General features: G+C 72.2%; 18 protein-coding genes. 10 read left to right on the top strand and 8 right to left on the bottom strand.

The window, feature by feature from the left end; all coding sequences use genetic code 11:
* Positions 1–124 precede the first annotated feature (124 nt).
* On the bottom strand, positions 125–1,339 hold the full coding sequence (locus WME82_RS21595; RefSeq protein WP_438044332.1) for a Fic family protein: 1,215 nt from the start codon (positions 1,337–1,339) through the stop codon (positions 125–127).
* On the opposite strand from WME82_RS21595, the gene WME82_RS21590 reads away from it, so the two are divergent.
* Positions 1,329–2,357: a hypothetical protein gene (locus tag WME82_RS21590; RefSeq protein ID WP_438044331.1), complete on the top strand. Its 1,029-nt coding sequence runs from the start codon at positions 1,329–1,331 to the stop codon at positions 2,355–2,357. The genes WME82_RS21595 and WME82_RS21590 overlap by 11 nt on opposite strands.
* On the opposite strand, the gene WME82_RS21585 is transcribed toward WME82_RS21590, so the two are convergent.
* On the bottom strand, positions 2,294–7,591 hold the full coding sequence (locus tag WME82_RS21585; protein WP_438044330.1) for a protein kinase domain-containing protein: 5,298 nt from the start codon (positions 7,589–7,591) through the stop codon (positions 2,294–2,296). The two genes, WME82_RS21590 and WME82_RS21585, sit on opposite strands and share 64 nt — an antisense overlap.
* A 319-nt stretch (positions 7,592–7,910) precedes the next feature.
* Here WME82_RS21585 and WME82_RS21580 point away from each other — a divergent pair, with 319 nt between their 5' ends.
* The 4 genes from WME82_RS21580 (at position 7,911) to WME82_RS21565 (ending at position 13,706) form a co-directional block, all read left to right on the top strand.
* On the top strand, positions 7,911–8,210 hold the full coding sequence (locus WME82_RS21580) for an FtsB family cell division protein (protein WP_437300928.1): 300 nt from the start codon (positions 7,911–7,913) through the stop codon (positions 8,208–8,210).
* A 303-nt stretch (positions 8,211–8,513) separates the two neighbouring features.
* A complete protein-coding gene (locus WME82_RS21575; RefSeq protein ID WP_438044329.1) occupies positions 8,514–10,151 on the top strand; it encodes a hypothetical protein in 1,638 nt (545 codons plus the stop codon).
* 490 nt (positions 10,152–10,641) lie between these two features.
* A complete protein-coding gene (locus WME82_RS21570) occupies positions 10,642–12,210 on the top strand; it encodes a pre-peptidase C-terminal domain-containing protein (RefSeq protein WP_438044328.1) in 1,569 nt (522 codons plus the stop codon).
* A gap of 380 nt (positions 12,211–12,590) precedes the next feature.
* Positions 12,591–13,706 (top strand): DUF1566 domain-containing protein, encoded by a 1,116-nt coding sequence (locus WME82_RS21565; RefSeq protein WP_438044327.1) that lies wholly within the window; start codon positions 12,591–12,593, stop codon positions 13,704–13,706.
* Positions 13,707–13,803: 97 nt separating this feature from the next.
* Here WME82_RS21565 and WME82_RS21560 read toward each other — a convergent pair whose 3' ends face one another.
* The 3 genes from WME82_RS21560 to WME82_RS21550 all read right to left on the bottom strand — a co-directional run bounded on the left by WME82_RS21560 (position 13,804) and on the right by WME82_RS21550 (position 19,084).
* Positions 13,804–14,682: a class I SAM-dependent methyltransferase gene (locus WME82_RS21560; RefSeq protein ID WP_437873255.1), complete on the bottom strand. Its 879-nt coding sequence runs from the start codon at positions 14,680–14,682 to the stop codon at positions 13,804–13,806.
* 45 nt (positions 14,683–14,727) lie between these two features.
* Complete coding sequence (locus WME82_RS21555; RefSeq protein WP_438044326.1) at positions 14,728–16,314, bottom strand: serine/threonine-protein kinase; 1,587 nt, start codon at positions 16,312–16,314, stop codon at positions 14,728–14,730.
* A 367-nt stretch (positions 16,315–16,681) separates the two neighbouring features.
* The gene (locus WME82_RS21550; RefSeq protein ID WP_438044325.1) at positions 16,682–19,084 is read right to left on the bottom strand and encodes a DEAD/DEAH box helicase; all 2,403 of its coding nucleotides are present in this window, start codon (positions 19,082–19,084) and stop codon (positions 16,682–16,684) included.
* 618 nt (positions 19,085–19,702) lie between these two features.
* Here WME82_RS21550 and WME82_RS21545 point away from each other — a divergent pair.
* The 5 genes from WME82_RS21545 to WME82_RS21525 all read left to right on the top strand — a co-directional run bounded on the left by WME82_RS21545 (position 19,703) and on the right by WME82_RS21525 (position 23,296).
* Complete coding sequence (locus tag WME82_RS21545; RefSeq protein ID WP_438044324.1) at positions 19,703–20,056, top strand: DUF4398 domain-containing protein; 354 nt, start codon at positions 19,703–19,705, stop codon at positions 20,054–20,056.
* A gap of 26 nt (positions 20,057–20,082) precedes the next feature.
* The gene (locus tag WME82_RS21540; protein ID WP_438044323.1) at positions 20,083–20,550 is read left to right on the top strand and encodes a DUF4398 domain-containing protein; all 468 of its coding nucleotides are present in this window, start codon (positions 20,083–20,085) and stop codon (positions 20,548–20,550) included.
* A 191-nt stretch (positions 20,551–20,741) separates the two neighbouring features.
* Complete coding sequence (gene lspA, locus WME82_RS21535) at positions 20,742–21,425, top strand: signal peptidase II (RefSeq protein WP_437747354.1); 684 nt, start codon at positions 20,742–20,744, stop codon at positions 21,423–21,425.
* Positions 21,426–21,596: 171 nt separating this feature from the next.
* On the top strand, positions 21,597–22,355 hold the full coding sequence (gene lspA, locus WME82_RS21530; RefSeq protein WP_438044322.1) for a signal peptidase II: 759 nt from the start codon (positions 21,597–21,599) through the stop codon (positions 22,353–22,355).
* A gap of 2 nt (positions 22,356–22,357) precedes the next feature.
* Positions 22,358–23,296 (top strand): prolipoprotein diacylglyceryl transferase, encoded by a 939-nt coding sequence (locus WME82_RS21525; RefSeq protein ID WP_438044321.1) that lies wholly within the window; start codon positions 22,358–22,360, stop codon positions 23,294–23,296.
* Between the two features lie 181 nt (positions 23,297–23,477).
* Here WME82_RS21525 and tatC read toward each other — a convergent pair whose 3' ends face one another.
* From tatC to rlmN, 3 genes are read right to left on the bottom strand one after another with little or no spacing between them, the layout of a single operon-like run.
* Positions 23,478–24,368 carry a twin-arginine translocase subunit TatC gene (gene tatC / locus WME82_RS21520; protein WP_438044320.1) on the bottom strand — a complete coding sequence of 297 codons (891 nt, stop codon included), beginning with the start codon at positions 24,366–24,368 and terminating at the stop codon, positions 23,478–23,480.
* On the bottom strand, positions 24,368–25,027 hold the full coding sequence (tatB, locus tag WME82_RS21515; protein WP_438044319.1) for a Sec-independent protein translocase protein TatB: 660 nt from the start codon (positions 25,025–25,027) through the stop codon (positions 24,368–24,370). Before tatB ends, tatC begins: the two co-directional genes overlap by 1 nt.
* A gap of 44 nt (positions 25,028–25,071) precedes the next feature.
* Complete coding sequence (gene rlmN / locus WME82_RS21510; protein ID WP_438044318.1) at positions 25,072–26,313, bottom strand: 23S rRNA (adenine(2503)-C(2))-methyltransferase RlmN; 1,242 nt, start codon at positions 26,311–26,313, stop codon at positions 25,072–25,074.
* Between the last annotated feature and the right edge of the window lie 82 nt (positions 26,314–26,395).

Here is a 26,395-nt window from a genome sequence, read left to right as displayed (position 1 = left end):
CACCGGTGATGCGACGCCCTCGTCTCGATGTTGGTCTGCGGGATCGACAGCGACGGACGCGGGCGGTCGGCGCGCGCCTCGCCCAGTCGGGACGAGGTCTCGCGCGCGACCGCCCTCTGCCGTTTCAGCTGACGAAGGCGCGCTTCCGCGTCTCATGCTCATCGAGGAGCTTCTCGACGCTCGCGAGCGCGTTTTCCACCGACTCTTGCACCATCTGCAGCACCGTCGTCGCCGAGCCCTTCAGCGCCTCGTAGTAGCGCTGCCGCTCGGTCGAGTGGATGATCGACGGAGGCAGGCCCGTGCGGAGCAGCAGCATGTTCATGAACAGCCTCGCGACCTTGCCGCTGTCGTTCGGGAACGGGTAGACCCGCAGCAGATCGTAGTGCGCGCGCGCAGCGATCCGGATGCCGTTCCGCGTCTTCCGCGTCTCGGGGTCGTTCAGCCAGTCGATGATCTGACGCACCTTGTAGGCGATCTTGTCCGGCGGAGCGTACTCGTGGAAGTAGAGCCGGTGCTGGGGGATGTCCTTGCGGTATTTCACCGTCTTGAGATCCCCCTCCTCCGGATGGAGGATCAGGTACAGCTTCTTCATGCAGTCGAGCGTGAGCGGGGCCCGCTTGTTCTCGCCCTGCTCGCGCACGTACGCGATGGCCTCCTTGTGCCGCCGGATGTCATCGTACGTCGGCTGAAGGCTGGAGTCCGTCACGAGCGGCGCCGGGCCGGCGAGGGCCGCGCGCAGCTCGTCGAACGTGTAGACCACCCCTTCGAGCGCGCTGTCGTGGTAAATCCACGACATATCGAGGCTGTCGATGTAGCGCCGCCGGAAGTCCTCCGACTGCGCGCTCAACCGCTGCTCGATGATCGCGCTGCGCTCCTCGATGGTGGCGCGCCGAGGCGGCGGCAGCATCGGCAGCGGCAGGGTGACCACCCGCGGCGCCTCCCGGAGCGGGACGCGACCCGGACGGCGCTCGATCGACGCCCCCGCGCTCTTCCCCTTCGCAACGCCCGGCCGCGCGCTCTTCTTGTCGACGACCGGCTTCTCGCTCGTGCGTGACGGCCTGTCGCTCGTGCGTGACGGCCTGTCGCTCGTGCGCGACGGCCTGTCGCTCGCCCGGCGCGGTCGCTCGGCCTCGCCCGGCGCGGCCTGCTCCCTGACGTCCTTGAGCTTCAGCTTCTCCTTGAGCTTCAGCTTCTCCTTGGGCCTCGGCTGGTCGTCGAGCCTCAGCTTCAGCTTCTTGCGGAGCTTCGTCGGCTCCGCCGCCGGCGCCGCGATCGCCCGCTCGGAGCGCGCCGCGATCTTTCTCCTGACGAGCCTCGGCTTGGCGGCCTTGACCCGCACGAGCCTCGGCTTGGTGGCCTTGACCCGCGCGACCTTCGTCTTCGCGGCCTTCGCCTTCCGCGCCCGCCCGGCGACCGCCCTGGTCTTCGCGGTCCTGGCCTTCGCGGCCCTCGGCTTTGCGGCCCTGGCGCGGGTCACCCTGGCCTTCGTGGCCTTGGCCCTCGCCGTCTTCGCCCGCGTCGCCTTGGCCTTCGCCGCCCTCGCCTTGACCTTCGTCGCCCTGGCCTTCGCCCTGGCCTTGGTGGTCCTGAGCTTGGCGGCGGCGCGCGTCGACCTGGCCTTCGTCCTGGCCGCGGCCTTCTTTGCCTTGGAAGCGCTCGTTCGCTTCGCGGCCGCGCGGGTGGCCTTCTTCGCCCTCCCCACCGCCGCTTTCTTCCTCGCGCCCGTACGGGTTGCCCGCGCCGGTGCGCGCGCCGCCTTGCGCCGCGCCGGGGCCGCCGACTTGCGGGCGGTCGCCCGTTTTGTCGTGGTTTTCCGGCGCTTTGCCGCCTTTACGGCAGCGGTGCGTCGCGCAGCAGGACGAGAGGACGCGGCCTTCCGCTTCGGCTTGCGCGCGGCTGAGCGGGCGGCAGGCTTTGCCTTCCGCGTCCGCGCTGTCGAGGCTGCTCGCCTCGAGCTTGCCGCGCTGGCCTTGGTCGCTCTCTTCCGGTCTTTTTTCGAAGTTTTTCGGGTCTTCTTTGCCGCCATGGGCGTGCTTTCACACAATCGCTCAGGCTGCCCGCTGCCACGCTGCGGCGAGCTAACATACGATCGAAAAGGCCTAATGCCGGCCAGCAGCCTAGCAATTTGGGGATTTATCCGTCAACCAGTCCGGTGCGGAAGTGGGCAGGAAGCGACATCCTGCAGCTGGATCGTCGATGATCCAGTTGACCCGCCCTGCCAGATTGCGCCCGCGATCCTGGCAGGCGTAGCTCGAGGCCGGGCGCGAGCGCTCCGCGACCGAGGGGCCGGCCCTCAGCTGTCGATGTTGATGCCGAGCCGCTGCCGGATGGCGAAATACTCCTCGCTGGCCGCGTAGAGCGTGAGCTCCTTGAGCCTCTCCTTGTGGGGGAGGGCGGCGCTCGCCTCGTCGGTCGCCTTGATCATCTCCTGCGCCAGCTCGAGGTCGTTGGCGAGGAGGAAGCCCGCGCGGTCGGCCGTCAGGTCGACGCCGGACACCCAGCGCTTCAGGTCGATGGCGCCGGCCTGGAGCAGCTTCGTCACGGCGCTCGCGAGCTGATCGCGCGCCGGCCCGACGAGGATGGGCTCCAGGACCGCCAGGTCGTCCATCACCGGCCCCTCCAGCTCCTTCGTGATCGGGAACGTGGGCGAGATCAGCTTGATCGCCGCGAACAGCCAGGCGCGCAGGCCGGTGCCCGTCGGCACCAGGTGCCGGAGGTACATGCCCGGCCGGTAGTAGGTGAGGTGGCGGGCCGCGATGAACGCGGCGGCCTGCGTGGGCAGGTCCATCTGGAGCGCCGCGGCGCCGAGCACGATCGCCGGGACGTGCGCGTGGAGGAACGAGACGCCGCCGCCGTCGTTCGGATCCTGGAACGTGAGCGGCGGCGCGAGGCCCAGGACACCCGCCGCGTAGTAGAGCGTCTGCGACATCGGGTAGGGGTGGCGCGAGAGATCGAGCTGGTAGGCGAGCTGGTAACCGAGCTCCTCCAGCGGCCGCCCGTTCTTCCTGAGCACGGCCGGCTCGATGACGCCGAAGACCGCGGTCAGGAGCGGATCCGCGTCGGGGTGGACGAGCGCGGTCGCCCACGCGTGGTCGTCGAGCGGCTGCTGCGCCGCCGCGGCCGTGTCGGGGCGCAGGCGCCGGAAGAAGCGCTCCTCGTCCGGCTCGGCGGCGCTGAGGCAGCAGAGCACCTGGCACAGGCAGAAGGCCGCGTCGGCGCGCTTCGCCTCGGTGTACATCTTCCGGAGCAGCCGGTACGCGTCCGGCTTGTACGGGTTGCGCCGCAGGATCGGGGCCTGCGCGGCCACCGCCTTGTCCAGGTACTCCGCCGGGTTGCTCGCGTAGAGGTTCGCCAGGAGCTCGTTCCGCGCCTCGCTGTCCGGATCGAGCGTCTGCGCCGCCTCGTAGGCGTCGATCGCCTCGCTCATCCAGCCGAGCTTGTCCTTGTAGAGGGCGCCCAGCCGGTCGAACGTCTCGAGCATCTTCGCCGTGTCGTTCCCATCGGTCGCCCGATCGAGCTCGACCTTGAGCAGGCGCTCCACCTCCTCGTGGTCACCCTTCTCGCCGCGGAGGTCGATCGCCTCCGCGAGCGCGCGGGTGAGGGACGGGTCGAGCGCCAGCACCTCGTCGTAGAACGTGGCGGCCCGGTCGAGATCGCCGAGCTGCCTCGCGCTCACGATCGCCGCCGTGTGCAGGTACTTCGCCTTCTGCCGGCTGTCGTCGATCTTGGCGGCGAGCTTGAGGACGATGTCGACGAGCTTCGACCAGTCCTTCTCCTCGCTGTAGAGCTGCATCAGCTTGGTGAGGATCTTCCGGTCGTCCGGGCGCTCGTCCAGCGCCGCCACGTAGCTCTTCGCCGCCCGCGCCCGGTCGTGGAGGTGCGCCGCGAACAGGTCGCCGATCTCGAGAAGGAGCGCGCTCCGCTCCTCGCCGGTCACCACGTCGAGCCGCCGGTGCTTGACGCGCACGACCTCCCCCCAGTCCCCCTTGGCCTCGAAGACCCTGGAGAGCAGGGCGAGCGGGGCAGGGGACTCCGGGAGGAGATCGGCGGCGCCGTTCAGCGCGGCCACCGCGCCGTCCGGGTCGCCGGCCGCGAGCCTCGCCTCGCCGAGCCCGAGGAGCGCCTCCGCCCGATCGCGCTCGGGCAGGCCGGCGCCGAAGCGGTCCACGAGGCGGCCGTAGAGCTCCGCGGCCTCCTTCGCCCTGCCCGCGTCGAGGTTGACCCTGGCGGCCCGCGAGAGCGCCGCCGGATCGTCCGGCGCGAGCGCGAGCAGCGCCTTCACCGTGCCGATCGCCTTGCCGCTCGAGCCGCTCTTGCCGAGCGCGTCGACATAGCGAAGCAGGAGCTTGAGCCCCTGCTCCTTCGGCAGGACGTCGACCCGGCTCGCCAGGAGCTCGTAGTGCCGCGCCGCCTCGAGGAAGCGGCCCGCCTCGAACGCGAGATCGCCCGAGATCATGAGCCCGAGCACGCCCGTCGGATCGAGGTCGACCGCCCTCGTCGCCGCCTCCGCGGCGCGCTCGTCGTCCTTGAGGCGCTCCCGGAGGAGCAGCGCCATCTCGCCGTACAGGCGGCCCTTGGCGAGGTTGCCCTCCGCGACCTCGGCCTCGCGCGCGATGAGCTCGACGGCGCTCGTCGCGTCGCCCCGGGCGAGGTAGGCCGCGCGAAGCGCCGAGGACGCGCCCGCGTTCTGCGGCTGCGCGTCGAGGGCCATCTTGTAGCGCTCGATCGCCCCGTCCCGATCGCCCTTCTCCTCGAGCAGCTTCGCCGCGCGGATCCAGAGATCGGCCCTGCTCTCCGCGGTCTTCGCCGTCGCCGCGAGCGACTCGATCGCGCTCAGCGCCGCCGCGGCGTCGCCCGTCGCGGCCCGCACATGCGCGAGCGACTCCAGGGCCCCGGCGTGGTGGGGATCGATCGCGAGCACCCGCTCGTAAGCCTTGCGGGCGCGCTCGGGCGAGCCGACCTGATCGAGGAGCACGCGCCCCATCGCGAGCAGCAGCTCCTCCCGGCGCTTGTCGTCGGACACGATGCCGAGCTGCCGCTCGTAGAGCGACACCACGTCCTCCCAGCGCTCGAGGGCGCGGTAGTGCCGCCCGAGCGCGGCGAGCGAGCCCTCGTGCGCGCTGTCGATCCTGAGGATCGCCTCGAGGGCCTCGGCCGCCTTCGCGTGATCGAGGAACTCCTCGTCGTGGATGCCGGCGATCCGCTCGTAGAGGTTGATCTTCTGGCGCGGCGTCGCGCTGACGTCGATCTGTCGCGCCAGGTTCTGGAGGAGCGCCGCGTAGCTTCCGGCGCGGCTGTGGATGCGATCGAGCCCGCGCAGGGCGGTCAGGCTGGCCGGATCGAGCTCGAGCGCCGCCTCGTAGCGGCGCGTCGCCTCGCCCAGGTCGCCGAGCCGGTCCTCGTAGAGCTCGGCGAGCTTGCACATCGTGTCGACGCGCTCCTCGCCCCGCAGCGCCTCCGCGCGCCGCTCGAGGATCCTGGCGTAGCCCGCGTGATCCTCGGCGCGCCGGTAAATCCTGAGCAGCGCCTCGCACGTCCTCGTGTGCCCGGGGTCCTCGGTGAAGATCTGCTCGTAGAGGTCGCGCGCGCGGCCCGCGTCGCTCAGCTTCGTCTCGAGGAGCTCGGCCGCCGCGGCGCGGAGGTCGCGCGCCTCCCCCGGGGTCGCGGCGCGATCGGCCCGCGAGAGCAGCACCTGGACGAGCTCCTGCCACTGCTGGGCGCGGCGGTAGACCTGCGAGAGCCCCTCCAGCGCCTCCTCGTTCGCGGGGTCGAGCCCGAGCACGAACTGGAAGCACGGGATCCCGAGGTCCGCCCGCGCGACCTTCTCCGCATACCAGGGCCCGAGCCGGTTGAAGAGCGCGAGCTTCGCCTCGGCGGGCATCGCCTCGTCGGTGCTCGCCTGGCTCAGGATCTGGAGCGCCTCGGACCAGACCTTCATGTCGCTGCCGGCCGCGCGCTCCAGATCGACGGCGTACGCGTCCTGCTCCGGATCCTGGGCGAGCGCCTGGGCGAAGGCGAACACCCCCTGGTCCTTGTCGTCGAGCTCCCGCACGTAGAGGTGCCCGATCTCGTTGAGCGCCCGGGCGCGCTCGCCGGCGGTCTCGGCGCGCTCGCTCCGCTGGAGGAGCATCTCCACGAGCTCCTCGTGCTTGCCCAGCGCCTTGCGGAGCTCCTCGAGCGCGGTGAAGGCGATGTCGTCGCCCGGGGCGAGCTCGAGGAGGCGCAGGTAGACCGCCTCCGCCTTGTCGTGCAGTCTCCCCTTCTCGTAGATCCTGGCCGCCCGGAAGTGCAGGAGCTTCTTCGCCGCGACCGCCTGGTCGTCGCCCTGGCCGGGCGCCGAGCCCGCGTCGATCTGCTCCGAGGCCATCACGAGCGCCTCGGCCACGCGCCCCGGGTCCGCTCCCCGATCGACGGCCGCCTCGACGCCGAGCGCGAGCTCCGTGTCCGTGGGGCTGGCGACGAGCCGATCGATGAGGTCGTTCAGCTGCGCGCCCTCGATCGTCGCCTCGTGCTGCTGCGGCTTGCCGAGCGGCTCGATCGCGTCGAGCACCGCGCGCGTCCCCCTCGGCCGGGCGTCCTGCGCTTTCGCGAGCAGGCGCCCCGAGAGCTCGTCGATGTCCTTGCCCACCCAGCCGCGCGGCGCGACCGCGCTCGGCGGCGGCGGCGGCTCGATGAGGTGGGCGACGGCGATGTCGACCGCGGCGGCGCCCGAGAACACGGGCTTGCCCGTGAGGAGCTCGAAGAGCAGCGCGCCGAAGGCGTAGAGATCGCTCGCGGGGCCGACGCCCTCGCCGCGCAGCTGCTCGGGGCTGGCCGCCTCGACGAGCTCCAGGCTGGACCACCCGGCGCCGAGCCGATCGCCGCCGACGTCGACGAGGATCGGGAGCGGCTCCCCGTCCTCGCCGCGGGCCACGACGACGTTCTCGAGCTTGAGCGCGCCGTGGACCAGGCGCTGCTCGTGGAGCGCGGCGAGGCCGCTGAGGATCCCGCGGAGCAGCGGCTTCGCCTCGTTGATGTGGAGCGGCCCCGAGCGCGCGAGGCGCGCCGAGAGCGGCAGCCCGTCGACGTGCGTGTACGCCACGAACGCCCGGCCGCCCACGATCCCCGCGTCGATGCCGCTCGCCAGGTTCTCGTGGTGCACCTGCGCGGCCAGGCGGACGTGGGTGAGGTACCTGCGCACCGCCCGGCTGTCCCGGGTCGCCTCGCGCCGGAGCACCTTGAGCGTCCGCGGCTCGGTCCCCCGGGTCGCCGCGTAGACCAGGCCCCGGGGCCCCTCGCCGATTTTTCTCGTGATGATGTAGTCGCCGAACGCCTCGCCGGGCCCGATCTCCTCGACCAGGCCGAGCCCATGCGCGCCGAGGGCGCGGACGCGCGCGTCTACCTCTGCGCGCGAGGCGATGACGGCATCGATCAACGCGTCGATGGCGTCGAGCTCCACGCAATGATCCGTGAGGGCGCGCGCGAAGGAGGCCTTGGAGGCGCTGCCCCCGATCTCGGCCGGGCTGAAGCCGAGGAGGTCGGACGACAGGGCCATCATTTCATCGAGCGAAAAGAGGCGCTCGAGCTCGCCTCGGACGATATCAATGGACATGGGACTCCTCGGGCCGAGCCCTCGTGCCGGCGTTGCGCGCGCAGCGGACCTGCCGGACGGCGGGGGACGTGGGGCATGCTAGCGAAGCTTGGGGCTCCATGCGACATCCGACGAACGCCTGTTTTGCAGGGCGATTCCGCGGCGCGCGGCGCGACGGCGGCGCTCGACGTGGGCACAATCGACGTACATCGACGTGGCGCGCGGGGTCGTGCTCACCGCGCCTGCCCCGCCGAGAGGCCGGGTAGCCGGGTAAAAGATAACGCGGAGTTGCAGGAACCCTGGAGGAAAGTTGACAGGAGCGCGGAGGACGTGCGAGCGGATGTCTGTGCGTCGAATAGCGCAGTTCCTGGAGCGGACCCTCCCCATCGCGGTGCTCATCGTCGCCGTCGTGGGCGCACCGATCATGATCTTCTCGCCGCAGGGGCTGCCTCGCCTGCGGGAGCTCGAGAGAGAGCTCGCCGACGTCGAGGAGGAGAATGCCGAGCTCGGGCGGCAAATCGAGGCGCTCCGCGGCAAGGTGGCGCGCCTGCGCGACGACCCGACCGCCGTGGAGAGGATCGCGCGCGACAACCTGGGTCTCGTGCGGCAGAGCGAGGTGGTCTTTCAGTTCTCCCGCTGAGGACTCCGGGTCTCTCGGCCCTCCCCAGGCCTGTTGTCCTATCGGCCACAGGGCTCCGCCGCGGAAGCGCTGGACGTGAGGACGTGCGCCGCGCTCGGCGCCAGGACGTGAGCCAGCGCTCGGCGCGAGCGCATGAGCTCGCCTGGCTCGCTCCCTCGCCCAGCGCGCGCCACCCCGCCGTCTGGGGCGGCGAGGGAGCGGGCCCGCTGCCCGCTCGCCGCCCGTCCAGAAGGAGCAGCATCCGTCGTGACCGGATGCGGGGCGCTGCACGCTGGCAGCGTCCTTTCTGGTATTGTGCAGCCAGTGTCGCTAGACCTGGGCCGCCTCCTCATCGCCGCCGGCGCCGTCTCCAAGGCTGAGGTCGAAGCCGCCCTCTTCGTGGCGGTCCTGCGGGGCATCCCGTTCCCTCGCGCCCTCATCGACCGCGCCGCCCTCAGCGAGCGCGCCCTGGAGGAGGAGCTCGATCGCCACGGCGGCCTCGCGCTCCGGCAGGTCGTCGGCGCCCGCGATCTCGTCGCGCGCTTGCCGCGCGCCATGTGCCGCCGCCTCGGCGCCGTCCCGATCCGCATCGATCCCGGCGTCGGCACCATCGACGTCGCGGCGGCCGATCCGCTCGATCGCCACATCGCCGACGAGTTCAGCTTCCACCTCGGCGCGCCGGTGCGCATCTTCCGCGCGCCGATCACGGCGATCGAGGAGGCCATCCGCGCCCTCGATCTCGACGAGCGGGAGCAGGTCCCCTCCCGCGCGCGGCGCGCGACCCCGGCGTTTCCGCACGGCGCGCCCCAGTCGACCATCCCGCCGCCGCCGTCGTCCGAGGTGCCCATCCCGCTGATCCGTCGCGCCTCGGTACCCTCGTTCGACGAGGTGAGCCTGGTCGAGGCGCCGAGCGGCAAGCACGGCCACCGCGGAGCGGCGCACAACGGTCACGCTCAGCGCGCGGACACGCCGGCGGGGCACGAGGACGCGATCCTGCCGCTCCGCCACGCCAAGGCGGCCCCCGGCGCGCGCGGCTCTCCCTCGAGCGCTCGCCGCTCAGCCGACGCCGAACGCGGCGCCGGCGGGAGGGCGACCGGGCGTCAGGCGGCCCTGCGCGCGTCGGCGGTCGAGCCGCCGGCCGTCTCCTTTCCGCCGCCTCCGCCCGTGGAGATCTCGCCGCCCTTCAAGCTGCTCGCCTCGATCCTGCCCCAGGCCTTGCCTGGCCCCGACCGCGCGCCGGACAGCGCCGGGCGGGAGCCGGCCCCCTCGACGCGGCGCCTCGGCCGGCTGCCGCTCGACGCGCCCTCCGGCCTCGCGCCGCGCTCGCGCCGCCGCTCCGTCGATGCGGAGGCCCCGCCGCCTGGAAGCGGCAGGGCTCGCCCGGAGAGCGCCGCGCCGCCGTCGAGCAGGCGCTCCGGGCGGCTCCCGGCGCTGCCCCCCGCGCCCGAGCCGGAGCTCGGCGATCCCCTCGACGACGATCCGCCGCCGCAGCCCTTCGTCGATCTGAGCGACGTCATCGACGCGCTTTACCTCGCGCGCACGCGCGACGACGTCATCCGGCTCGCGCTCCGGGGGCTGCGGCTGTTCGCCGGGCGTGTCGCCATCTTCGCCGCGCACCGCGGGGTCTTTCGTGGGTTCGCGTGCAACGCGGAGTTCGGCGACCAGGAGGCGCTGCGCAAGCTCTCCCTCCCGATGGATCAGCCGAGCGTGCTCGCCACGGCCGTGGCGACCCACCTCTACGTCGGCCCGATCCCCGGCACTCCCACCCATGCGCCGCTGCTCGACGTCATGGTCAACCCGAGCCTCGACGTCGCCGCCGTCGCCGTGCAGGTCGTCGGCCGGCCCGCGATGATCCTGGTCGCCGATCGGATCCTCGACACCTCGAGCGGCTCGCGCCGGATGGTCGAGCTCGCGCGCGCCGTCGGCGAGGCCTTCAGCCGGATCCTGTCGGCGCGCGGGTGAGCGCCCTCCGTCGTCCCGCGCGACGGGCGCTGCGCGCCGTCCCGACGCTGCCCTGAAGCATCGCGTCGCGCTCGGCGCCCGCGGAGATGCCCGCGCGCTGGCGGCTGCCGCGGCGCTCGCAGCTGCGCCCGCACGCGCCGCGTTGCAGCCGTCGCGTTGCATGCGTGCGTTCCGCGCCTTTCATCGGCGCAACGGAGGCAGGAGGATCCCGATGCCTGTCCTGGTGCAAGTACGCGTCGCTCGATCTCAAGATGTGTTGTTTTCCAGTGTGTCTGTCCGACACGATCTGTTCGCTTCGCGTGTTACAAGAATTTTCCCGTGACAGGGGAACAATGTCCGCTCTCTTCGAAATTTTTTACAATCCTGAACCCTTTTTATGAACGGCGGTCAGATTTGGCTATCCGACTGAGGGTCAAATCGGGTTAAGGCATTTGGGTCTCATCGAGTTCGCGTGGACAGCGTGATTCGCCTCCCCCGAAAGGAGCTCCAAATGCATCCTGCAAAGCCGCACGAGAGCAATGTGATCGCCCGTAAGCTCGTTCTGGTGATCGCTGGTTTGACCGCTGCCGCGGCCGGTTGTTCGTCAGACGTCGGCGGCGCCGACATCGAGGAAGTCGGCACGAATCAGCTGGGATTTGAGCGATTCGAGCGGACGGTGTTCCGGGAGCCTGACACCGGCATCTACATTGTTAACGGGGACACGCCGGTCGTGGATATCAAGCATCTGCGCGAGTTCTGGGAGGCGCATGTGCGCGATGGTGCGCTGATCGTCAACCAGGAAGGCGGGGAAGACGTCATCTGGACGGCGGAGCAGCGGCACAACCTCTCGTACTGCGTGAGCACGAGATTCGGGGACAAGTACGAGGAGGTCGTGACGGCGATGGCGGATGCCGTCAAGGCATGGGAGGACGTCGCGGACGTCGACTTCATCCATGTCGAGTCTTCCGACTCGCGCTGCACCTCGAGCACCAGCGAGGTCCTGTTCGACGTGAACCCCGTCAGCGCCGGCGGCCAGTACCTGGCGCGCGCCTTCTTCCCCGGCCAGTCGAGGTACTCGCGGAACGTGCTGATCGACAGGACCGCTTTCGACAGCACGCGGCCCACGATCACGGGCATTCTCCGCCACGAGCTAGGCCACACCCTTGGCTTCCGTCACGAGCACACCCGTCCTGAGTCGGGCACCTGCTTCGAGGACGACAACTGGCGTGCCCTCACCGAGTACGACGGCGCGTCCGTCATGCACTATCCCCAGTGCAACGGCACAGGCGACAGCACGCTCGTCCTCACGGAGAAGGACATCGCGGGCGTCCAGTCGCTCTATGGCACGCCGAGCGGAGATGGCGGAGGCGGTGGAGGCGGCGGAGGCGGCGGGGAGCCGCCGACCGGGGAGCCGCCGGCCGGGGAGCCGACCACCGAGAACTTCAGCGGCCGCCTCGCCCGGGGAGCCTTCGATGCGGTCGGGCCCGCCGAGGGGTTCGAGGTCGTGGCCGGGACGACCCTCACCGTCGTCATGACCGGGACCGGAGACCCCGATCTCTTCGTGAAGTTCGGTGATGCGCCGACGGCGAGATCGTTCGATTGCCGGCCCTACCTCAGCGACGCCAACGAGACCTGCACGCTCGATGTGCCCGAGGGCCAGACGAGGGCCTTCGTCAAGGTGCACGGCTTCACGGCCTCGACCTACGACATCGAGGTGCGCTACTCCGCGCCGAAGGCGCCCGGAGGCGAGCCCGGAGGTGAGCCCGGAGGCGGCGGCACCGAGACGTCGACGAGCTTCGACGGCAGCGTCTCGCGGCGCGAGACGGCGTCCCACGGGCCGATCTCGGTGGTCCCGGGCACGACCTTCCGGGCCGTGATGAGCGGCACCGGGGATCCCGATCTCTACGTGCGGTTCGGCGAGCAGCCCACCCTGAGCGCCTTCGACTGCCGACCTTACCTCGACGGCGCGGACGAGACGTGCGAGCTGACGGTCCCGGAAGGGCAGTCGGAGGCCTTCCTCCTCGTGCAGGGGTACGCGGAGAGCACGTACACGGTAAAGGTCGACTACACGACGCCGTGACGCGGCGGACCCTCGGCCCGCAAAGGCGGAGAGGGCACCAGACGCAACCTGCGTAGAAGAAGTCGACGCGGCGGAGAGGCACCGAGGTGCACGGGCTCAACCCCACTCTCCGCCGCGCGTCGTTCTTCCATCATGCTCGCTTCGCCTCTCAGGGGCCGACCCGCCCGCGCGGGCGGCGCGAACGCCGCCGACGCGGGCGCGGGCGCGGTTGCCCGCACGCGCGGGCAACCGCGCCCGCGGGGGGAACTGAAGCGGGCGGCGGGCGGCGGGCGGCAGCGATGCGAGCCTGCGGCGCCAGGCGCTGCGAGGAAGTCGACCCCCGCGCCCCGGTGAATGATAGGCTGCTGGCCCGGATCCTCTCCTGGCGCCGCCGCTTGCCCATGCCGAACGAGACCCCTCACGCCCTTCGCTTCACCTGGCTGTTGGCCGCGCTGCTCGTGGAGTCCGTCACGCTCGCCGGATGCATCGGAGAGCCCTTTCAGCTCGGCAGCAGCGGCGGCGGCGAACCGATCGGCGGTGGCGGCAGCGAGCCGATCGGCGGCGGCGGCAGCGAGCCGATCGGCGGCGGTGGTGGCGGGGGAGGGACCGGCGGCGGAGGGCCGCCGCCCGTGCCGGTGACATGGCCGGACTCGCCGACCACGCGCTGCTCGAACGGGACCACCGTGCTGGAGGCGTGCCCAGGGCCCTCGGCGCCCTTCTTCGGACAGGACGGGAACTACGAGATCGCCGTCCCCTCCTACACAGAAACCGACGGCGCGGTAGAAGACTCGGTGACCGGGCTCACCTGGGAAAAGGTGGCGGAGAACGGGATGTTCACGCTGGTCGGCGCGCAGGAGCACTGCGCGGCGCTCAGCGCCCAGGGGATCGGCGGCCTCTCAAACTGGCGCCTGCCGACGCGGATCGAGCTCGTCTCCATCCTGGATTTCGGCCATCCCACGGCGTTTCCCGATATCTTCTTCACGTCCACCCAGGACAGCTTCTACTGGTCCGCGACCGACGTCGCCGCAGACAGCTCGTTCGCCTGGGGGGTGCTGGCCAGCGATGCGTCCCTCGGCTTCTTCCCGAAGGACGACACGGCCGGCGCGCGGGCGCTGTGCGTCGGAGGTGTGAAGGGGATCGCGCCGGCCGATCTCTCGCCCGGCGAGGACTGGGTGCTCGATCGCTCGACGGGGCTCGTCTGGCAGCGCCACGCCTCCCAGACCCGGTTCATCTGGAGCGACGCGCTCGCGCACTGCGAAGACATCGACCTCGCCGCGAAGGGCGACTGGCGGCTGCCGAGCGCGAAGGAGCTGCTCTCGATCGTCGATGATCGGCGGTCCGGGCCGGCGATCGACCTGGAGGCCTTCCCGGGGACGCCGTCCGACGTCTTCTGGTCGTCGACGCCCGCCATCGGCAGCGCGGAGAAGGCCGTCCTCGTCAACTTCACGAACGGCGCATCGCAGGACCACACGGTCCGCGATCGGCGGCTCGTGCGCTGCGTTCGCTCCGACGGGTGAGCGCCGCCCATGCGCCGAGGGGCGGCTCCGATGGCGGATGGCATGCGCCGCCGCCGCTCACCCGCTGCCAGCGATGAGCCCGGGCCGCCGCGGCGGCTCAGCCCCCTGGCTTGACGAACTTCAGGACGAAGCGGTCGCTCGTGCCCCGCTTGTCGCCCGCCACCATCGGCGAGGCGTTCCAGTCGCGCGTGTCCGCGGGGCTCCGGAGGAAGGTCGCCTCGGCCGCGAGCCGGAAGCCGGCCCGCTCGATCTCCTCGCGCACGATCTTCTCCTCGATGCGGTGGAGCGTCTTCACCTCGGTGACGCCCGTCCCGGCGCGCCCGGCATGATCGACGATCGCGAACACGCCGCCGGGCTTGAGCGCGCGGAAGACCGCGCGGTTCATCGCGGCCCGGTCCGCCTCCATCCACACCGTGTCGTGGTAGAAGAGCACGAGGAACACGGCGTCGAGATCCCGCGCCTCGGGCGGCAACGGGTCGTCGAGCTCGCGATCGACCCGGACCACCGGCTTCATCACGGGCTTCTTGAGCCGCTCGCTCCACGGCTTCTCGGCGAAGCGCTCGAGGACGAAGCGGTTGTTCTGCGCATAGACGACCCCTCCCGGCCCGACCGCCCGCGCCAGGAGCTCGGCCGAGTAGCCGCCCCCCGCCGCGAGCTCCGCGACCTTCATCCCCGGCTGAATGCCGAAGAATGCGAGCGTCTCCGCAGGCTTGCGGCCGGCGTCGAGCGCCCGGTCGGCGTCCGCGCGATCGGCGGCGTCGACGACGGCGCGCAGGGCAGCAGGCACCTCGACCGAGGCGACCGATAACGGCGCCGGGGCGACCACGTCGCCCGGGGCGGGGGCCGCCGCAGCGGGCGGCGCGTCGGGCTGAGCCGGGGGCGCAGCCGTCGGAGGCGGCGGAGCTGCGGGCGGCGAGGCGCTACAGCCGGCGAGCGCGGTCAGGGCGAGGGCGAGGAGGACGTGAGGGCGTCGCATGCCGCGCTGCTAACCGAGCGGACCGAGCGCCGCAAGCGATGCGACTCATGGGGTGTCCGCGGCGGGGGCGGTGACCGCGGCCGGCGCAGCGCCCGCCGTGGTGCCCGCGGCCGGCGCGGCACCTGCGGTAGAGCCCGCGGCCGGCGCAGCGCCCTCGGCGGGGCTCGCAGGGGAAGGAGCTCTTCGCAGGGGCAACAGCGCGGCCTGCACGGCGGCGGTGATCTGCGGCTGCACTGCCCGAACGGCGCGCTGCACGGCCGCGGGGGAGGCTGCGCTCGGTCCGCCGCGGCCGACGCGCACGCTGGCGACCGCGATCCCCGCCAGCGCGGCGCAGGCGATCGCCCCCGCGAGCAGGCGCTGCCGCGTCGCCCCGGCCGGCGGAAGGACCGCGCCCGGCGCCGAGGACGGCGGCCGCGCCTCGTCGCGCGGCCTCGGCGTCAAGGAGACCGCCCCCCTCAGGCTCGACGCCTGGAGCGGATCGATCGAGCTCTCCTCGCCGGACGCCGGCGCCACGACGTGGAACCCGCCGCTCACCGGGGCGCTCGACGGCGCCGGGAGCGCCGCGTCGATGCCATCGAGCGCATCGAGCGCCTCGGCCTCGCCGCCGAGCACCTGCGACGATGGGCCGGGGCGCCGCGTCGCGCGCAGGGTGAAGGGGCTGTCCGCGTCGGCGCGCGTCAGCTCGCCCCCCTCCAGGTCGTCTTCGTCCTCGGGGAGCTCGGGCGTGTGAGGGCCCGGCGGACGCGACTCCGGCGACTCCTTCAGCGCCGCGCTCACGAGCGCCCCGAGGTCCTCCGGCGCGCCGATCTCGTGGCCTGCCTCGCGCAGCGCCTCGATCGCCTCCAGCATCGCGCGCGCGTCGGGGAAGCGGTCGTCCCGGCGCGGCGCGAGCGCGCGCGCGAGGATCGCCTCCAGCGCGGGGCTCACCTCGGGGCGCAGCTCGCTCGCCCGCAACATCTGCCCCTCGCGCGCCGCCGCCATCCGCGAGGCGGCGCTGCTCCCGGGGAAGGGCCGCGTCCCGGTGAGCATCTGGAACAGGACCACCCCGAGGGCAAACACGTCGGCGCGCGCGTCGACGCGCTCGCCGTCGAACTGCTCGGGCGGCATGTAGCTCGGCTTCCCGACCAGGTCGCGCCTGGCGGCGTCCCCCACGTCGCCCCGCGTGGCGATCGCCACACCGAAGTCCGCGATCTTCACGGCGCCGCTCAGCGAGATGAGCACGTTTCCAGGGCTCACGTCGCGGTGCACCATCAGCCGCCCCTCGGCGGCCGAGCGCTCGTGCGCGTAGCCCAGCCCCTCGAGCACCTGGGCGGCGACGAAGAGCGCGATCGGCACCGGGACGGACTCCCCGCGCGCCCAGAGCCCCTTGCAGAGTCGCCCGAGATCCGTCCCGGACACGAGCTCGAGCACGAGGTAGAAGTCGCCCGCTTCGTCGACGCCGAAGTCGAGCACCTCATCGATGTTGGGGTGCTTGAGGCGGGTCATCATGCTCGCCTCGGCGATGAAGAGCTGCCGGAGATCGTCGCTGCCGGCGTGCATCGGGACGATTCGCTTGATGGCGACCGGGACCTCCTCGCCGTCCGGCCCGAGCGCGACCGCGCGAAACACCTCGCCCATCCCGCCGCGCGCCATCCGCGGTCCAATGGCGTAACGCCCCAGAACAACCCCCCTCGATGGCGCGCTCTCCACGGTGCCCCGACTCTAGATTGCACCGAGGGGCGGGGTAAAGGGGCGACAGCGCTCGATCTCCAGAGACGCTGCGGTCGATTGCACAAATCGACTCGTGGTGTTCCCCTCCGCGCCGAAACATGGTTGTCACGATCGCCAGCGCGGGCGGCGGCGACACGTCCACGACGAGCGCCCGTCGCGAGCGTGGTAGGGGCTCAGGGGCGCAGAGCGAGGTGGATGTCGCTGGATCTGCGTGGGTCTGGTCCCCGTCCGCTCGGGACATGATGCGCGGCGCGCCGCGGCGAGCGCCCGGAGGCGCTCGCCGCCGGGCTCATGCCTGGTGGAGCAAGATCGCGAGGAGCCCGAGCGACGCGCGCTTGCGCTTCGCGTCGATGGTCTCCGTGGCGCCGACGCAGAGCGGACAGCCGGCCTCGTCGCAGCGGCAGCCGGCGATGAGCTGCCGCGTGCGCGCGAGGAGCTCGTCGCGCTGCTCGTAGATGCGCTCGGAGAGCCCGACGCCGCCTGGCACGTTGTCGAACAGGAACAGCGTCGGATCGAAGACCCCGCCCGCCTCTCCGCCGGCCGGGACCTCCCGCGCCTCGCTCCCGTCCTCGAGCGTCTGGCCGATGTCGCGCGGATCGCACATGAGCGAGAGCGTCGCGACCGTCTCCAGCGCCCGCGCGATCCCGCGCAGGCCGTCGATGGCGGTCGCGCGGCCGAGGCCGAGCTCCTCGCAGAGCGGCTCGGGCACGGTGAGCCAGAACGAGGTCGTGTGCATCTGGATGTCGGGCAAGCGCACGTCGCCGTATCCCGTGTTCTCGTGCGTGTAGAACTTGATCTTCTTGTACCCGACCACCTTCTCCACGATGCTCACCTCGCCGAAGGCGGCGGTCGCCCGGCCGAGCGGGGCGGCCGCGCTCTCGTCGAGGATGCTCACCTTCCGGTGGGTGAGCGCGGTCGTGAAATAGTCGGGGACGACCTTCGTCACGAAGGCTTTGTGGTTCTCGTAATCGAGCCGCTCGACCTGGTACTGCTCGCCGTCGTGCTGGTAGATGGCCTGTTCGTGGAGCATCGTCGGCGCCGCGCGCCAGTCGAGCTCCGCGAGCGTCTTGCCATGGGCCTTGTCGATGATGACGAAGTTGTCCCAGCCCACCGAGCGCAGGCTCACGTGGTTCGCCGGATACGCGTCGGACGCCCAGTGGAAGCGATCGTTCGACTCGTGCACGACCCCGTTGTCCTGCAGGAAGCGCAGCGCCGCCACGGTGTCGTCCGGCGGCATCGCCGCGTAGGGCTCCCCCTTGAGGAACGGCAGCTCGAACGCCGCGCACTTGAGGTGCTGCACGAGGATCTCGGTGTTCTGGGGATCGATCCGGGCCGACTCGGCCCCGCGCTCCAGCAGGTAACCCGGGTTCCTCGCGAGGTACTGGTCGAGCGCCGCGCTGGTGGCGCACAGGACCGCGATGCTCGTCTTGCCGCGCCGGCCCGCCCGGCCGAAGCGCTGCCACGTCTCGGCGACCGACCCGGGGTAGCCGGCGCAGATCACCGCGTCGAGCTCGCCGATGTCGATGCCGAGCTCGAGGGCGTTCGTGGCCACGACGCACAGGATCTCGCCCTCGCGCAGCCCCCGCTCGACCCGCCGGCGCGTCTCCGGGAGGTAGCCGCCGCGGTACGCCATGATCGCGTCCTCCGCCCCGATCTCCTTGCCGACGCCCTCGCGCAGATACTTCAGCATGATCTCGACCGAGTTGCGCGACTGGCCGAACACCAGCGTCGGCACGCGGGCGCGCGCGAGATCCCCGGCGAGGCGCACCGCGCTCTTCAGGGTGCTGGCGCGCACCCCGAGCTCCGCGTTCACCACCGGCGGGTTGTACAGGAAGAAGCGCCGCGGCCCCCGCGGGGCGCCTGACTCGTCGATGAGCTCGAGCTCGTCCTCGGCGACGCCCAGCAGGCGCGCGGCGTGCGCCCGCGGGTTGCCGATCGTCGCCGTCGCGCAGAGGAAGGTCGGGCTCGATCCGTGGAACGCGGCGACCCGGCGCAGCCGGGCGAGGACGTGGGCGACGTGCGACCCGAACACGCCGCGGTACGTGTGGAGCTCGTCCAGCACGACGTAGCGCAGGCGCTGGAACGTCCGCGCCCAGTGCGCGTGGTGCGGCAGGATCCCCGCGTGGAGCATGTCGGGGTTCGTCATCACGATGGGGCTGCGCTCGCGCGCCGCCCGCCGGGCGTCGCCCGGCGTGTCCCCGTCGTACACGATCGCCGGGATCGTGAGCCCCGCCTCGCGGATGAGCGCGTGCAGGCCGGCCTCCTGATCCCGGGCGAGCGCCTTGGTGGGGTACAGGTAGATCGCGCTGCCGCCCTGGCCCGAAGCGGCGCCCTCGGCGAGCGCGTCGAGCACCGGGAGATGGAAGCAGAGGCTCTTGCCGCTGGCGGTGGGCGTCGCGACGACCACGTGCCGCCCCGCCCGCGCGGGCTCCGCCGCGGCGCTCGGGCCCGCCGGCGTCGCGCGGGCCGCCGCGAAGGCCCGCGCCTGGTGGTCGTAGAGCCGATCGATGCCGCGCCGCTCCAGGGCGCCGCGGAGCGCCGGCGAGAGCGCGTCGGGCATCGGTGCGGTGCGCGCGTCGGCCGGCGGAAGCTCGCGATCCGCGGTGAAACAAGGGCGGACGTAGCCGGAGGCAAGCCACGACGAGATGACGGTCTCGACGCCGGTCTCGATCTTCCAGGGGGGCGACGGCATGACGCAGGTATACTAAACAGATGCGCCGTGTCACTCAACCGGATCGGGCGCGACGCACATGTCGGCCGCCGTGACGCTGCGCTGGCCTGCGCGGCCGGGATCTCGGAGGGCGCCGCGCGGGTGAGGGTAGGACGGCGCGCGGGTGAAGGGCCGGCGCGGCAGGCGCGGCGGATCGGCGCGGCAGGCGGGCGCGGCGGGCCGGCGCGGAACGCGGTCGCGGCGGGCTGCCGCGGCAGGCGGGCGTACAGCGGAGAGGGGGCCTCTCCCGTCCTCGAACGAGATCCGGTGTCTGCGGCTCTCCTGTGGTCCAGTCGCCGCAAGCGACGCACACGGGGGCTCCGGCGAATGGCTCGTTTGCGCGCAACCGATGGGAAGCGCGGATACGGCGCGTGAGGCGATGTCTCAGCGTCGTCGTGATTCCTTCTGCACCGACGGACGCAGGGAGGCGCTTCTCGTGTGCGCGCTCAGGCGCCGCCCCGAGGTCGTCGGCCCTGGTGTGCTGGTTGCCTGAGGACGAGCCGATCGACGTCGGAGATCCGGAGTCGATGATCCCATCCGCTCTCTCACCCGCCTTCTCCGGGCGACCTCTCGTCCGGGGCTGGCAACGAGGTGTCGCACATGAAAAACGCAGTGTTCTTGACGCTCTTCGGCGCGTCGATGGCGGGGTGCGCCGCGTACGCTCCAAGCTTCGGCGAGCGGCTCGGCGCGTCGGAGGCGATGATTCGAGCCGCCGAGGAGGTCGGAGCCGACGAGGACCCGCGGGCGGAAGCCCACCTCCGCCTCGCCCGGGAGCAGGTGCAGCGGGCGACGAGGCTGTCGGCCGACGGCGTGCCCGATCGGGCGCAGCGCATGCTCCTGCGCGCGCAGGCGGACGCGGAGCTCGCGCTCGCCCTCACGCGCGAGGCGCAGGCCCAGGCCCGCACGCACGAGGCGCTCGAGGAGGTCGGATCCATCCAGCGGCAGCTCCGCTAGGGCTCGCGGACAGGAGGCGCGGAATCATGCGAACCAATCACGGGACAGTGGCCATTCTGCTCGTCGGCGGTCTCCTGGGGTGCGCGAGCGCCCCGCTCCCGCCGAAGGAGCTCATCGAGGCGAGGAAGAGCTACGAGCGCGCCCGGGCGGGCGCGGCGGCAGAGCTCGCGCCCGCGGACCTGCGCGGCGCCACCGAGGCGATGGAGCGCGCGGAGCAGGCGTTCGCCGGGGGGAGCGAGCTCGCCGAGGCGAGGGATCTCGCGTACCTCGCGGGGCGCCGGGCGCAGCTGGCCGAGTCGCTGGGGCGCGCGGCGGCCACGGAGCGGCAGCGCGGCGCTGCCCTCCAGGCGTACGGCGAGGTGCACCTCGCGCTGCGAAGGAGGGGGGCGCCGGCGGTCGACCCGGCCGGTCCGACCGATCCTCCCGGACGGGAAAAGGCGCCGGTGCGATCGCGCGCCCCGGAGCGTCCGGTGGTGATCCTGAACCAGCGGTGAACCGGCGCGGCGATCGGCGGAGGAGGCGCGGGCGAGAGCGGAAGACGGAACCGGAAGGCGCGAGGGGGCAAACGGACGAACAGACGAGCGGACGAACGGACGAACGGAAGAGCAGAAGACGACCGCCGCCGGGCATCGCTCTGCTCGAGGCTGTTTGCTCCGTGCCACGCCATCGCGTAGAAGCGAGGACGATGTCCTCGGACGCACCGCAAGCGTCGCCCGTCGCGCACCTTCCCGACGACCTCCCCAGCGAGGAGCGCGCCTCGCTCCGCTTCTTGGCCGTCGTGGCGCTCGTCTCGTGCGCCGCCGACCTGGTGACGAAGGGGTGGGCGCACGCGCGCCTCACCGGGTTCGACCCGAAGCGGTCGGGCGCGAAGGTCCTCACGATCATCCCGGACCACCTCGATTTCATCTTCGCGCAGAACCCCGGCGGCGCCTGGAGCTTCCTGCGCGGCCTCCCGGACGGCCTGCGGCGGCCGTTCTTCCTGTTCGTCTCCGCCGCGGCGATGGTCTTCATCTTCTCGATCTACCGGCGCGTCCACAGGGACCAGACGGGGATGAAGTGGGGGCTCGCGCTGGCGCTCGGCGGCGCGATGGGCAACCTGGTCGACCGGATCCGCTACGGCTGGGTCATCGACTTCATCGACATGTACGTGATCCGCGGCGGTCGGGAGTATCACTGGCCGACGTTCAACGTGGCGGACATCGCGATCGTCGCGGGGGTCATCCTGATGTCCAAGGACATGATCGTCGCGACCCGCAGCGCGAGCGCGCCGTCTCCAGACGCGCGCGGCGCCTCGGAGGGCCCGGCGGGCGGCGACCCCACCCCTCCGCTATCGACGGAAGCGCCTCCGCCTGTGCCGCCGGCCAGCTGAAGGATGCGAGCGGGCGGCTCGACCGGAGCAGACGGCGCGCGGCGCGGCGCGGCGCGCGCAAGTCACGCACGTCACGTGACGCGCGCAAGGCGTGAAAGACGCGTGCGGCGGCGCCTGCGGAGGGAAGCCTTTGCCGGAGCGCTCGGTTTGTCGTAGAGGAACGCGCTCCGCATGACTGAAGACGCGACGCCGCGAGACGCTCCCGTTGAGACCGAAGGTGCCCATGCGGAGTCGCATCGCTCCGCGCCCCTGAACGCGCCGGCCGGCGAGCCGCCGGCCTCTGCCGGCGAACGCGACCATGAGGGGCGCGGCTCCTCGCAGGAGGGGGACGCCGACGACGTGGTCGCGCCGACGAAGCCCGCCTACCGGCCGTCGTACGTGTTCCTGATCGTCGTCTCGGCCATCACCCTGGCCGCCGATCTCGGCACGAAGTGGTGGGCCAAGGACCGGCTGGAGCCGCAGGCGCTCACGGACCTCACCGCCGCGCCGCGGCCGCTCTCGTTCCGGAAGATCGAGGTGATCAAGGATCACCTGAACATGATCTTCGCGAAGAACCACGGCGGGGCGTGGGGCATCCTGGGCGACGAGAGCGAGGCGATCCGCCGCCCGTTCTTCCTCCTGGTCTCGTTCGGGGCGATCGTCTTCATCGTCACGCTGTACCGCAAGCTCCACCCGTCCCAGATCGCGCTCAGGTGGGGGCTGCCGCTCGTGCTCGGCGGTGCGCTCGGGAACCTGGTCGACCGCATCCGTTACGGGTACGTCATCGACTTCATCCAGGTCCGGCTCACCTCGACGTTCGTGTGGCCGACGTTCAACGTGGCCGACATCGCGATCGTCGCGGGCGTCGGGCTGATGGCGATCGACATGTTCTCCCCCCACCGCCCCGAGCTCGCAGGGAAGGCGTCCGGCGCGAAGGCGTCCGGGGGCTGATCATGCGGCCCGAGCTGTTCCGCCTGCTCGACGTCGCGTTCCCTGCCTACTTCCTGCTGCTGCTGACCGGCTTCCTCTTCGCGACGGCCATCGGCGCGCTGTGGGCGCGGCGGATCGGCGAGGACCCGGACGTGATCGTCGACCTGGGGCTCGCCTGCCTGCTCGCGGGCGTCGTCGGCGGCAGGCTCCTCCACGTCGTCGCCGACGGATACTTCTGGGATTACGTGCACCTGTGCACCGACCCCTCGCTTGTCGACTGGAAGGTCGAGCAGGCGCTCTGCGCGTCGCGGTACCACGGCGTGTGGGACGCGGCGAAGGGGGTCTGCCACCCGGTCGAGCGCGATTGCCTGGCGTGGGCGAAGTTCTGGGCGGGCGGCCTGACGTACTACGGCGGCTTCGTGGGCGCGTCGGCGATGGCGTACTGGCTGCTCAAGCGCGATCGGTTCCCGTTCTGGAAGGCGGCGGACATGGCGGGCTTCGCCGTCCCGCTGGGCCTCGGGTTCGGCCGGATGGGCTGCCTGCTCGCCGGCTGCTGCTTCGGCCTGCGCACCGACGGGGCGTTCGGGCTCTCGTTCCCGCCGAACAGCCCCGCGAGCGACGCGCAGTTCAAGCTGCTCGAGCTCACGAGCCCGCGCCTGCCGTCGCACCCGGTGCACCCGACGCAGATCTACGAGTCGGCGATGTCGTTCGCCATCGCGGCGATCTGCCTGCTCTACGTGCACGGGCGGAAGCGGTACGACGGGCAGGTCTTCGCGACGTTCCTCGGCCTCTACGCGCTCGGGCGCTTCGTGCTCGAGTTCGTGCGCGCCGACGATCGCGGGGGCTTCGTTGGCCTGTCCACGTCGCAGCTCATCGGGCTCGCGATGGCCGGCGCCGCGGTCGCGATCCACGTGGCGCGGAGCCGGAAGGCAGCGCCCGCGGCGGCCGCGCCCGCCGCCTGACCTGCGCCGCCGCGGAGGACGGCGCGCGGAAGGAGCAGCGCAGCGGTCTGCCGTGCGCCACGCCGCGCGGAGGACGGCGCGCGGAAGGAGCAGCGCAGCGGTCTGCGATGCGCCGCGCCGCCGCGGAGGACGGCGCGCGGACGACGCAGCGCAGGCGGCCCGGCCGGCGCCGCGCCGCCCGTCAGCCCTTGGTGACTTCCTTCTCCTTGCGCGCCTTGTACGCCGCGCGCTGGGCGTCGGTCGGCGGCTTGCCGAAGACGTACGCGAGGCCGATCGAGACCACGTAGAGGAGGCACATCGGTACGGCCATGACGAGCTGGCTCGTGATGTCCGGCGGCGTCAGGACGGCCGCCAGGATGAAGGCGCCGAACACGAACCAGCGGCCGAACAGGATGAGCTGGATGTAGTTGATGACGCCGGCGATGGAGAGGAAGAGCACGATGAGCGGGATCTCGAAGATGATCCCGAAGCCGAGCAGGAGCTGGGCGACGAAGTCGAGGTAGTCGCCCATCATCACGGTCGGCGTGATCGTCACCCCGTCGCCGCCGACCGTGCCGGCCAGGCTGAGGAAGTAACCGAACGAGATCGGGAAGGCCGCTCGCCAGCCGAACCAGCCGCCGCCGACGAACAGGATCGTCGAGAACAGGACGAACGGGATGACGTAGCGCTTCTCTTTGGCGTAGAGGCCGGGCGCGACGAATGCCCACAGCTGGTAGAAGATGAACGGCGAGGCCATCGCCGCGCCGCCGATCATCGACAGCTTGAAGTAAGCGACGAACGCGGCCGCGGGCGCGCCGAAGTGGAGCGAGGGGTTGCCCGCCAGGTTCTGCTCCCGCCACGCCTGCACGAACGGGACGGTCAGGAAGTGCAAGAGCTCCTCGCGTACCTCCCACCCCACGACGCAGGCCGCGAAGAAGACAAGGATGCTCCGGACGAGCCGCTTTCTCAGCTCGTCGAGGTGCTCCCAGAACGACATCGGCTTGTCTTCGCCCGGATCCTCCGCGGCGTCGCTCGGCGCGCCCTCCGCCCCCGGGGCGCCGCTCTTCACCGCCGCCGCCTGCTCCTGGCTCATCACGTCGCTCCGTTTCCGGTCGCCACGCCCTGCGTCGCCGCGGCGGTCTCTGCGGCCACGGGCGCTGTCGCCGCGGCGGTCTCTGCGGTCGCTGTCGCTGTCGCCGCGGCGGACTCGACGCCGACCGTGGCGTCCGCCGCGCCAGCCGTGGCATCTGCGCCGGCCACACCGGCCGTGGCGTCCGCCGCCTTCGCGGTCTCCGTGGGGGCCGCGCTTTCCGGTGCGACCGGCAGGCCGGCGGCGCCGTCCGGGGCCGCGTCCAGCGCCACTCCGTAGGCGTCGCAGCCGAGGACGGGGTACTCGCGCTCGCGGGGCGGCTGCACGACGGGCGGCGGCGGCGGCTCGGGATCCGGCGGCCTCACGCGCGGCGTGGACGAGGCGATCGCACCGGCGGTCACGGCGCCGACGACGGGGTTCACCAGCGTCTCGATCACGTTGACCCGCGACAGGGCGCGGAGCTCGCGGAGCTCACGCTCGAGCCCCTCCTGGCGGATCAGATCGTCGATGCCGCTCTGCGTCCGGAGCTCCGTGCTCAAGCGGCGGAGCTTGGCGATCCAGCTCCCCGCCGACCGCATCATCGCAGGCAACCGCCGGGGACCGACCACGATGATGCCCACGATGGCGAGCACCATGATTTCGCCGAAGCTGAAGCCGAACACGCGCGCAAGCTAGCGCGCGTGGGAGCAGGGATCCATAGCGACGCTCATGCTGGCCTGGGCGGCGTGCTCGGCCCGACGTCGGCCGCGCCCGCGGTCGCCCCGGCGCGGGGCGGCGCCCGGCGGCCGCCCGGCCGCGGCGCCTCCGCCGAAGGCCGCGCTAGCTGCCCGCACGCCGCGCCGACGTCGCCCCCACCCGAGTAGCGCACGATCGAGCCGACGCCGGCGGCGGAGAGGACCGCACGGAAGGCGTCGAGCCGCGCCGAGCGCACGAACGGATCGGCCGACGCGCCGCGTTCATCGCCGCCGTCCGGCGAGGGCAGGGGATCGCCGGGCGCGCCGATCGCGTTGTAGGGGATGAGGCTGAGCCGGGGAGAAATGCCGTGCTGCGCCGCGAAGCCGCGGGCGAGCGCGGCCAGGCACGCGGCGTCCTCGTCCGCGTCGTTCTGGTCCGCGAGGAGCGTGTACGCCCACATCGGCGCGTGCCCGCTCGCGCGCGCGTGCTCGCCCACGGCCGCGAGGACCTCCTCGAGCGGGTGCGCGCCGTCGATCGGCATGAGCAGGCGCCGCTTGCCGGGGCGCACCGAGCCGAGCGACAGGCCGAGCCGGACCGCGGGGACCTCGGCCGCGAGCCGCCGGATGCCGGACGGGAGCCCCGCCGTACAGACGGTGATGTTGCGCATGTCGATGGCCTGCGCGCTCGGCTCGGAGAGCACCCGGATCGCCTGGATGACCCGGTCGGCGTTGGCGAGCGGCTCGCCCATGCCCTGGAACAGCACTCCATGGACGCGCGCGCCGCCGCCTACGGTGGCGTCGAGATCGCGGCGGATGAGCCGCACCTGCTCGACGATCTCCCAGGCCTCCAGGTTGCGCGTGAGGCCCATGCGTCCGGTGGCGCAGAACGCGCACGCGAGCGCGCAGCCGACCTGCGAGCTCACGCACGCCGAGTACCGGCCCGGCCGCTCGAGCGGGATGCGCACCGACTCGACCGTCGCGCCGTCCTCGAGGCGGAAGGCGTACTTCACGAACGGATCCTCGGCGCTCGCGCGCCGCTCGACGAGCGCGAGCGTCCTGATCTCGCCCGCCGAGCGCGCCGCGTCGAGCGCGGCGCGCCGGACGGTCGCGGGCGCGCGGGCGGGCAGCTCGCCGAGGCGGTGCGCCAGGGAGACGATGCGGCGCGCGTCGGTGAGGTCGATGCCGCACGCGCCGGCGAGCTCCTCCGGCAGCACGGCCTGGAGCGCGAGGCGGGGGCGGCGTTCGTCCGGGCTGCTTCGAGGGCTGGGATCCACGGCGGATACCGACTAGCGCGCCAGGGCGGCCCAGTCTACGGCCGCGCGCGCATGTTTCGCGGGATCCGCCGGAGGGGGCGCG

Source organism: Sorangium sp. So ce128 (genome assembly GCF_051525245.1).
Classification (GTDB): Bacteria; Myxococcota_A; Polyangia; order Polyangiales; family Polyangiaceae; genus Sorangium; species Sorangium cellulosum_B.
The sequence above is the reverse complement of the archived record's forward strand: the minus strand, read 5'-3'. Positions and strand labels throughout refer to the sequence as shown.

Excerpts from the sequence above, each read along its gene's own strand:
- tatC (WP_438044320.1), bottom strand. The coding sequence starts at position 24,368 with ATGAGCCAGGAGCAGGCGGCGGCGGTGAAGAGCGGCGCCCCGGGGGCG.
- WME82_RS21525 (WP_438044321.1), top strand. The coding sequence starts at position 22,358 with ATGCGGCCCGAGCTGTTCCGCCTGCTCGACGTCGCGTTCCCTGCCTAC.
- WME82_RS21585 (WP_438044330.1), bottom strand. The coding sequence starts at position 7,591 with ATGTCCATTGATATCGTCCGAGGCGAGCTCGAGCGCCTCTTTTCGCTC.
- WME82_RS21560 (WP_437873255.1), bottom strand. The coding sequence starts at position 14,682 with ATGCGACGCCCTCACGTCCTCCTCGCCCTCGCCCTGACCGCGCTCGCC.
- lspA (WP_437747354.1), top strand. The coding sequence starts at position 20,742 with ATGTCCTCGGACGCACCGCAAGCGTCGCCCGTCGCGCACCTTCCCGAC.
- WME82_RS21565 (WP_438044327.1), top strand. The coding sequence starts at position 12,591 with ATGCCGAACGAGACCCCTCACGCCCTTCGCTTCACCTGGCTGTTGGCC.
- lspA (WP_438044322.1), top strand. The coding sequence starts at position 21,597 with ATGACTGAAGACGCGACGCCGCGAGACGCTCCCGTTGAGACCGAAGGT.
- WME82_RS21550 (WP_438044325.1), bottom strand. The coding sequence starts at position 19,084 with ATGCCGTCGCCCCCCTGGAAGATCGAGACCGGCGTCGAGACCGTCATC.
- WME82_RS21540 (WP_438044323.1), top strand. The coding sequence starts at position 20,083 with ATGCGAACCAATCACGGGACAGTGGCCATTCTGCTCGTCGGCGGTCTC.
- WME82_RS21555 (WP_438044326.1), bottom strand. The coding sequence starts at position 16,314 with ATGGCGCGCGGCGGGATGGGCGAGGTGTTTCGCGCGGTCGCGCTCGGG.
- WME82_RS21545 (WP_438044324.1), top strand. The coding sequence starts at position 19,703 with ATGAAAAACGCAGTGTTCTTGACGCTCTTCGGCGCGTCGATGGCGGGG.
- WME82_RS21570 (WP_438044328.1), top strand. The coding sequence starts at position 10,642 with ATGCATCCTGCAAAGCCGCACGAGAGCAATGTGATCGCCCGTAAGCTC.
- WME82_RS21580 (WP_437300928.1), top strand. The coding sequence starts at position 7,911 with ATGTCTGTGCGTCGAATAGCGCAGTTCCTGGAGCGGACCCTCCCCATC.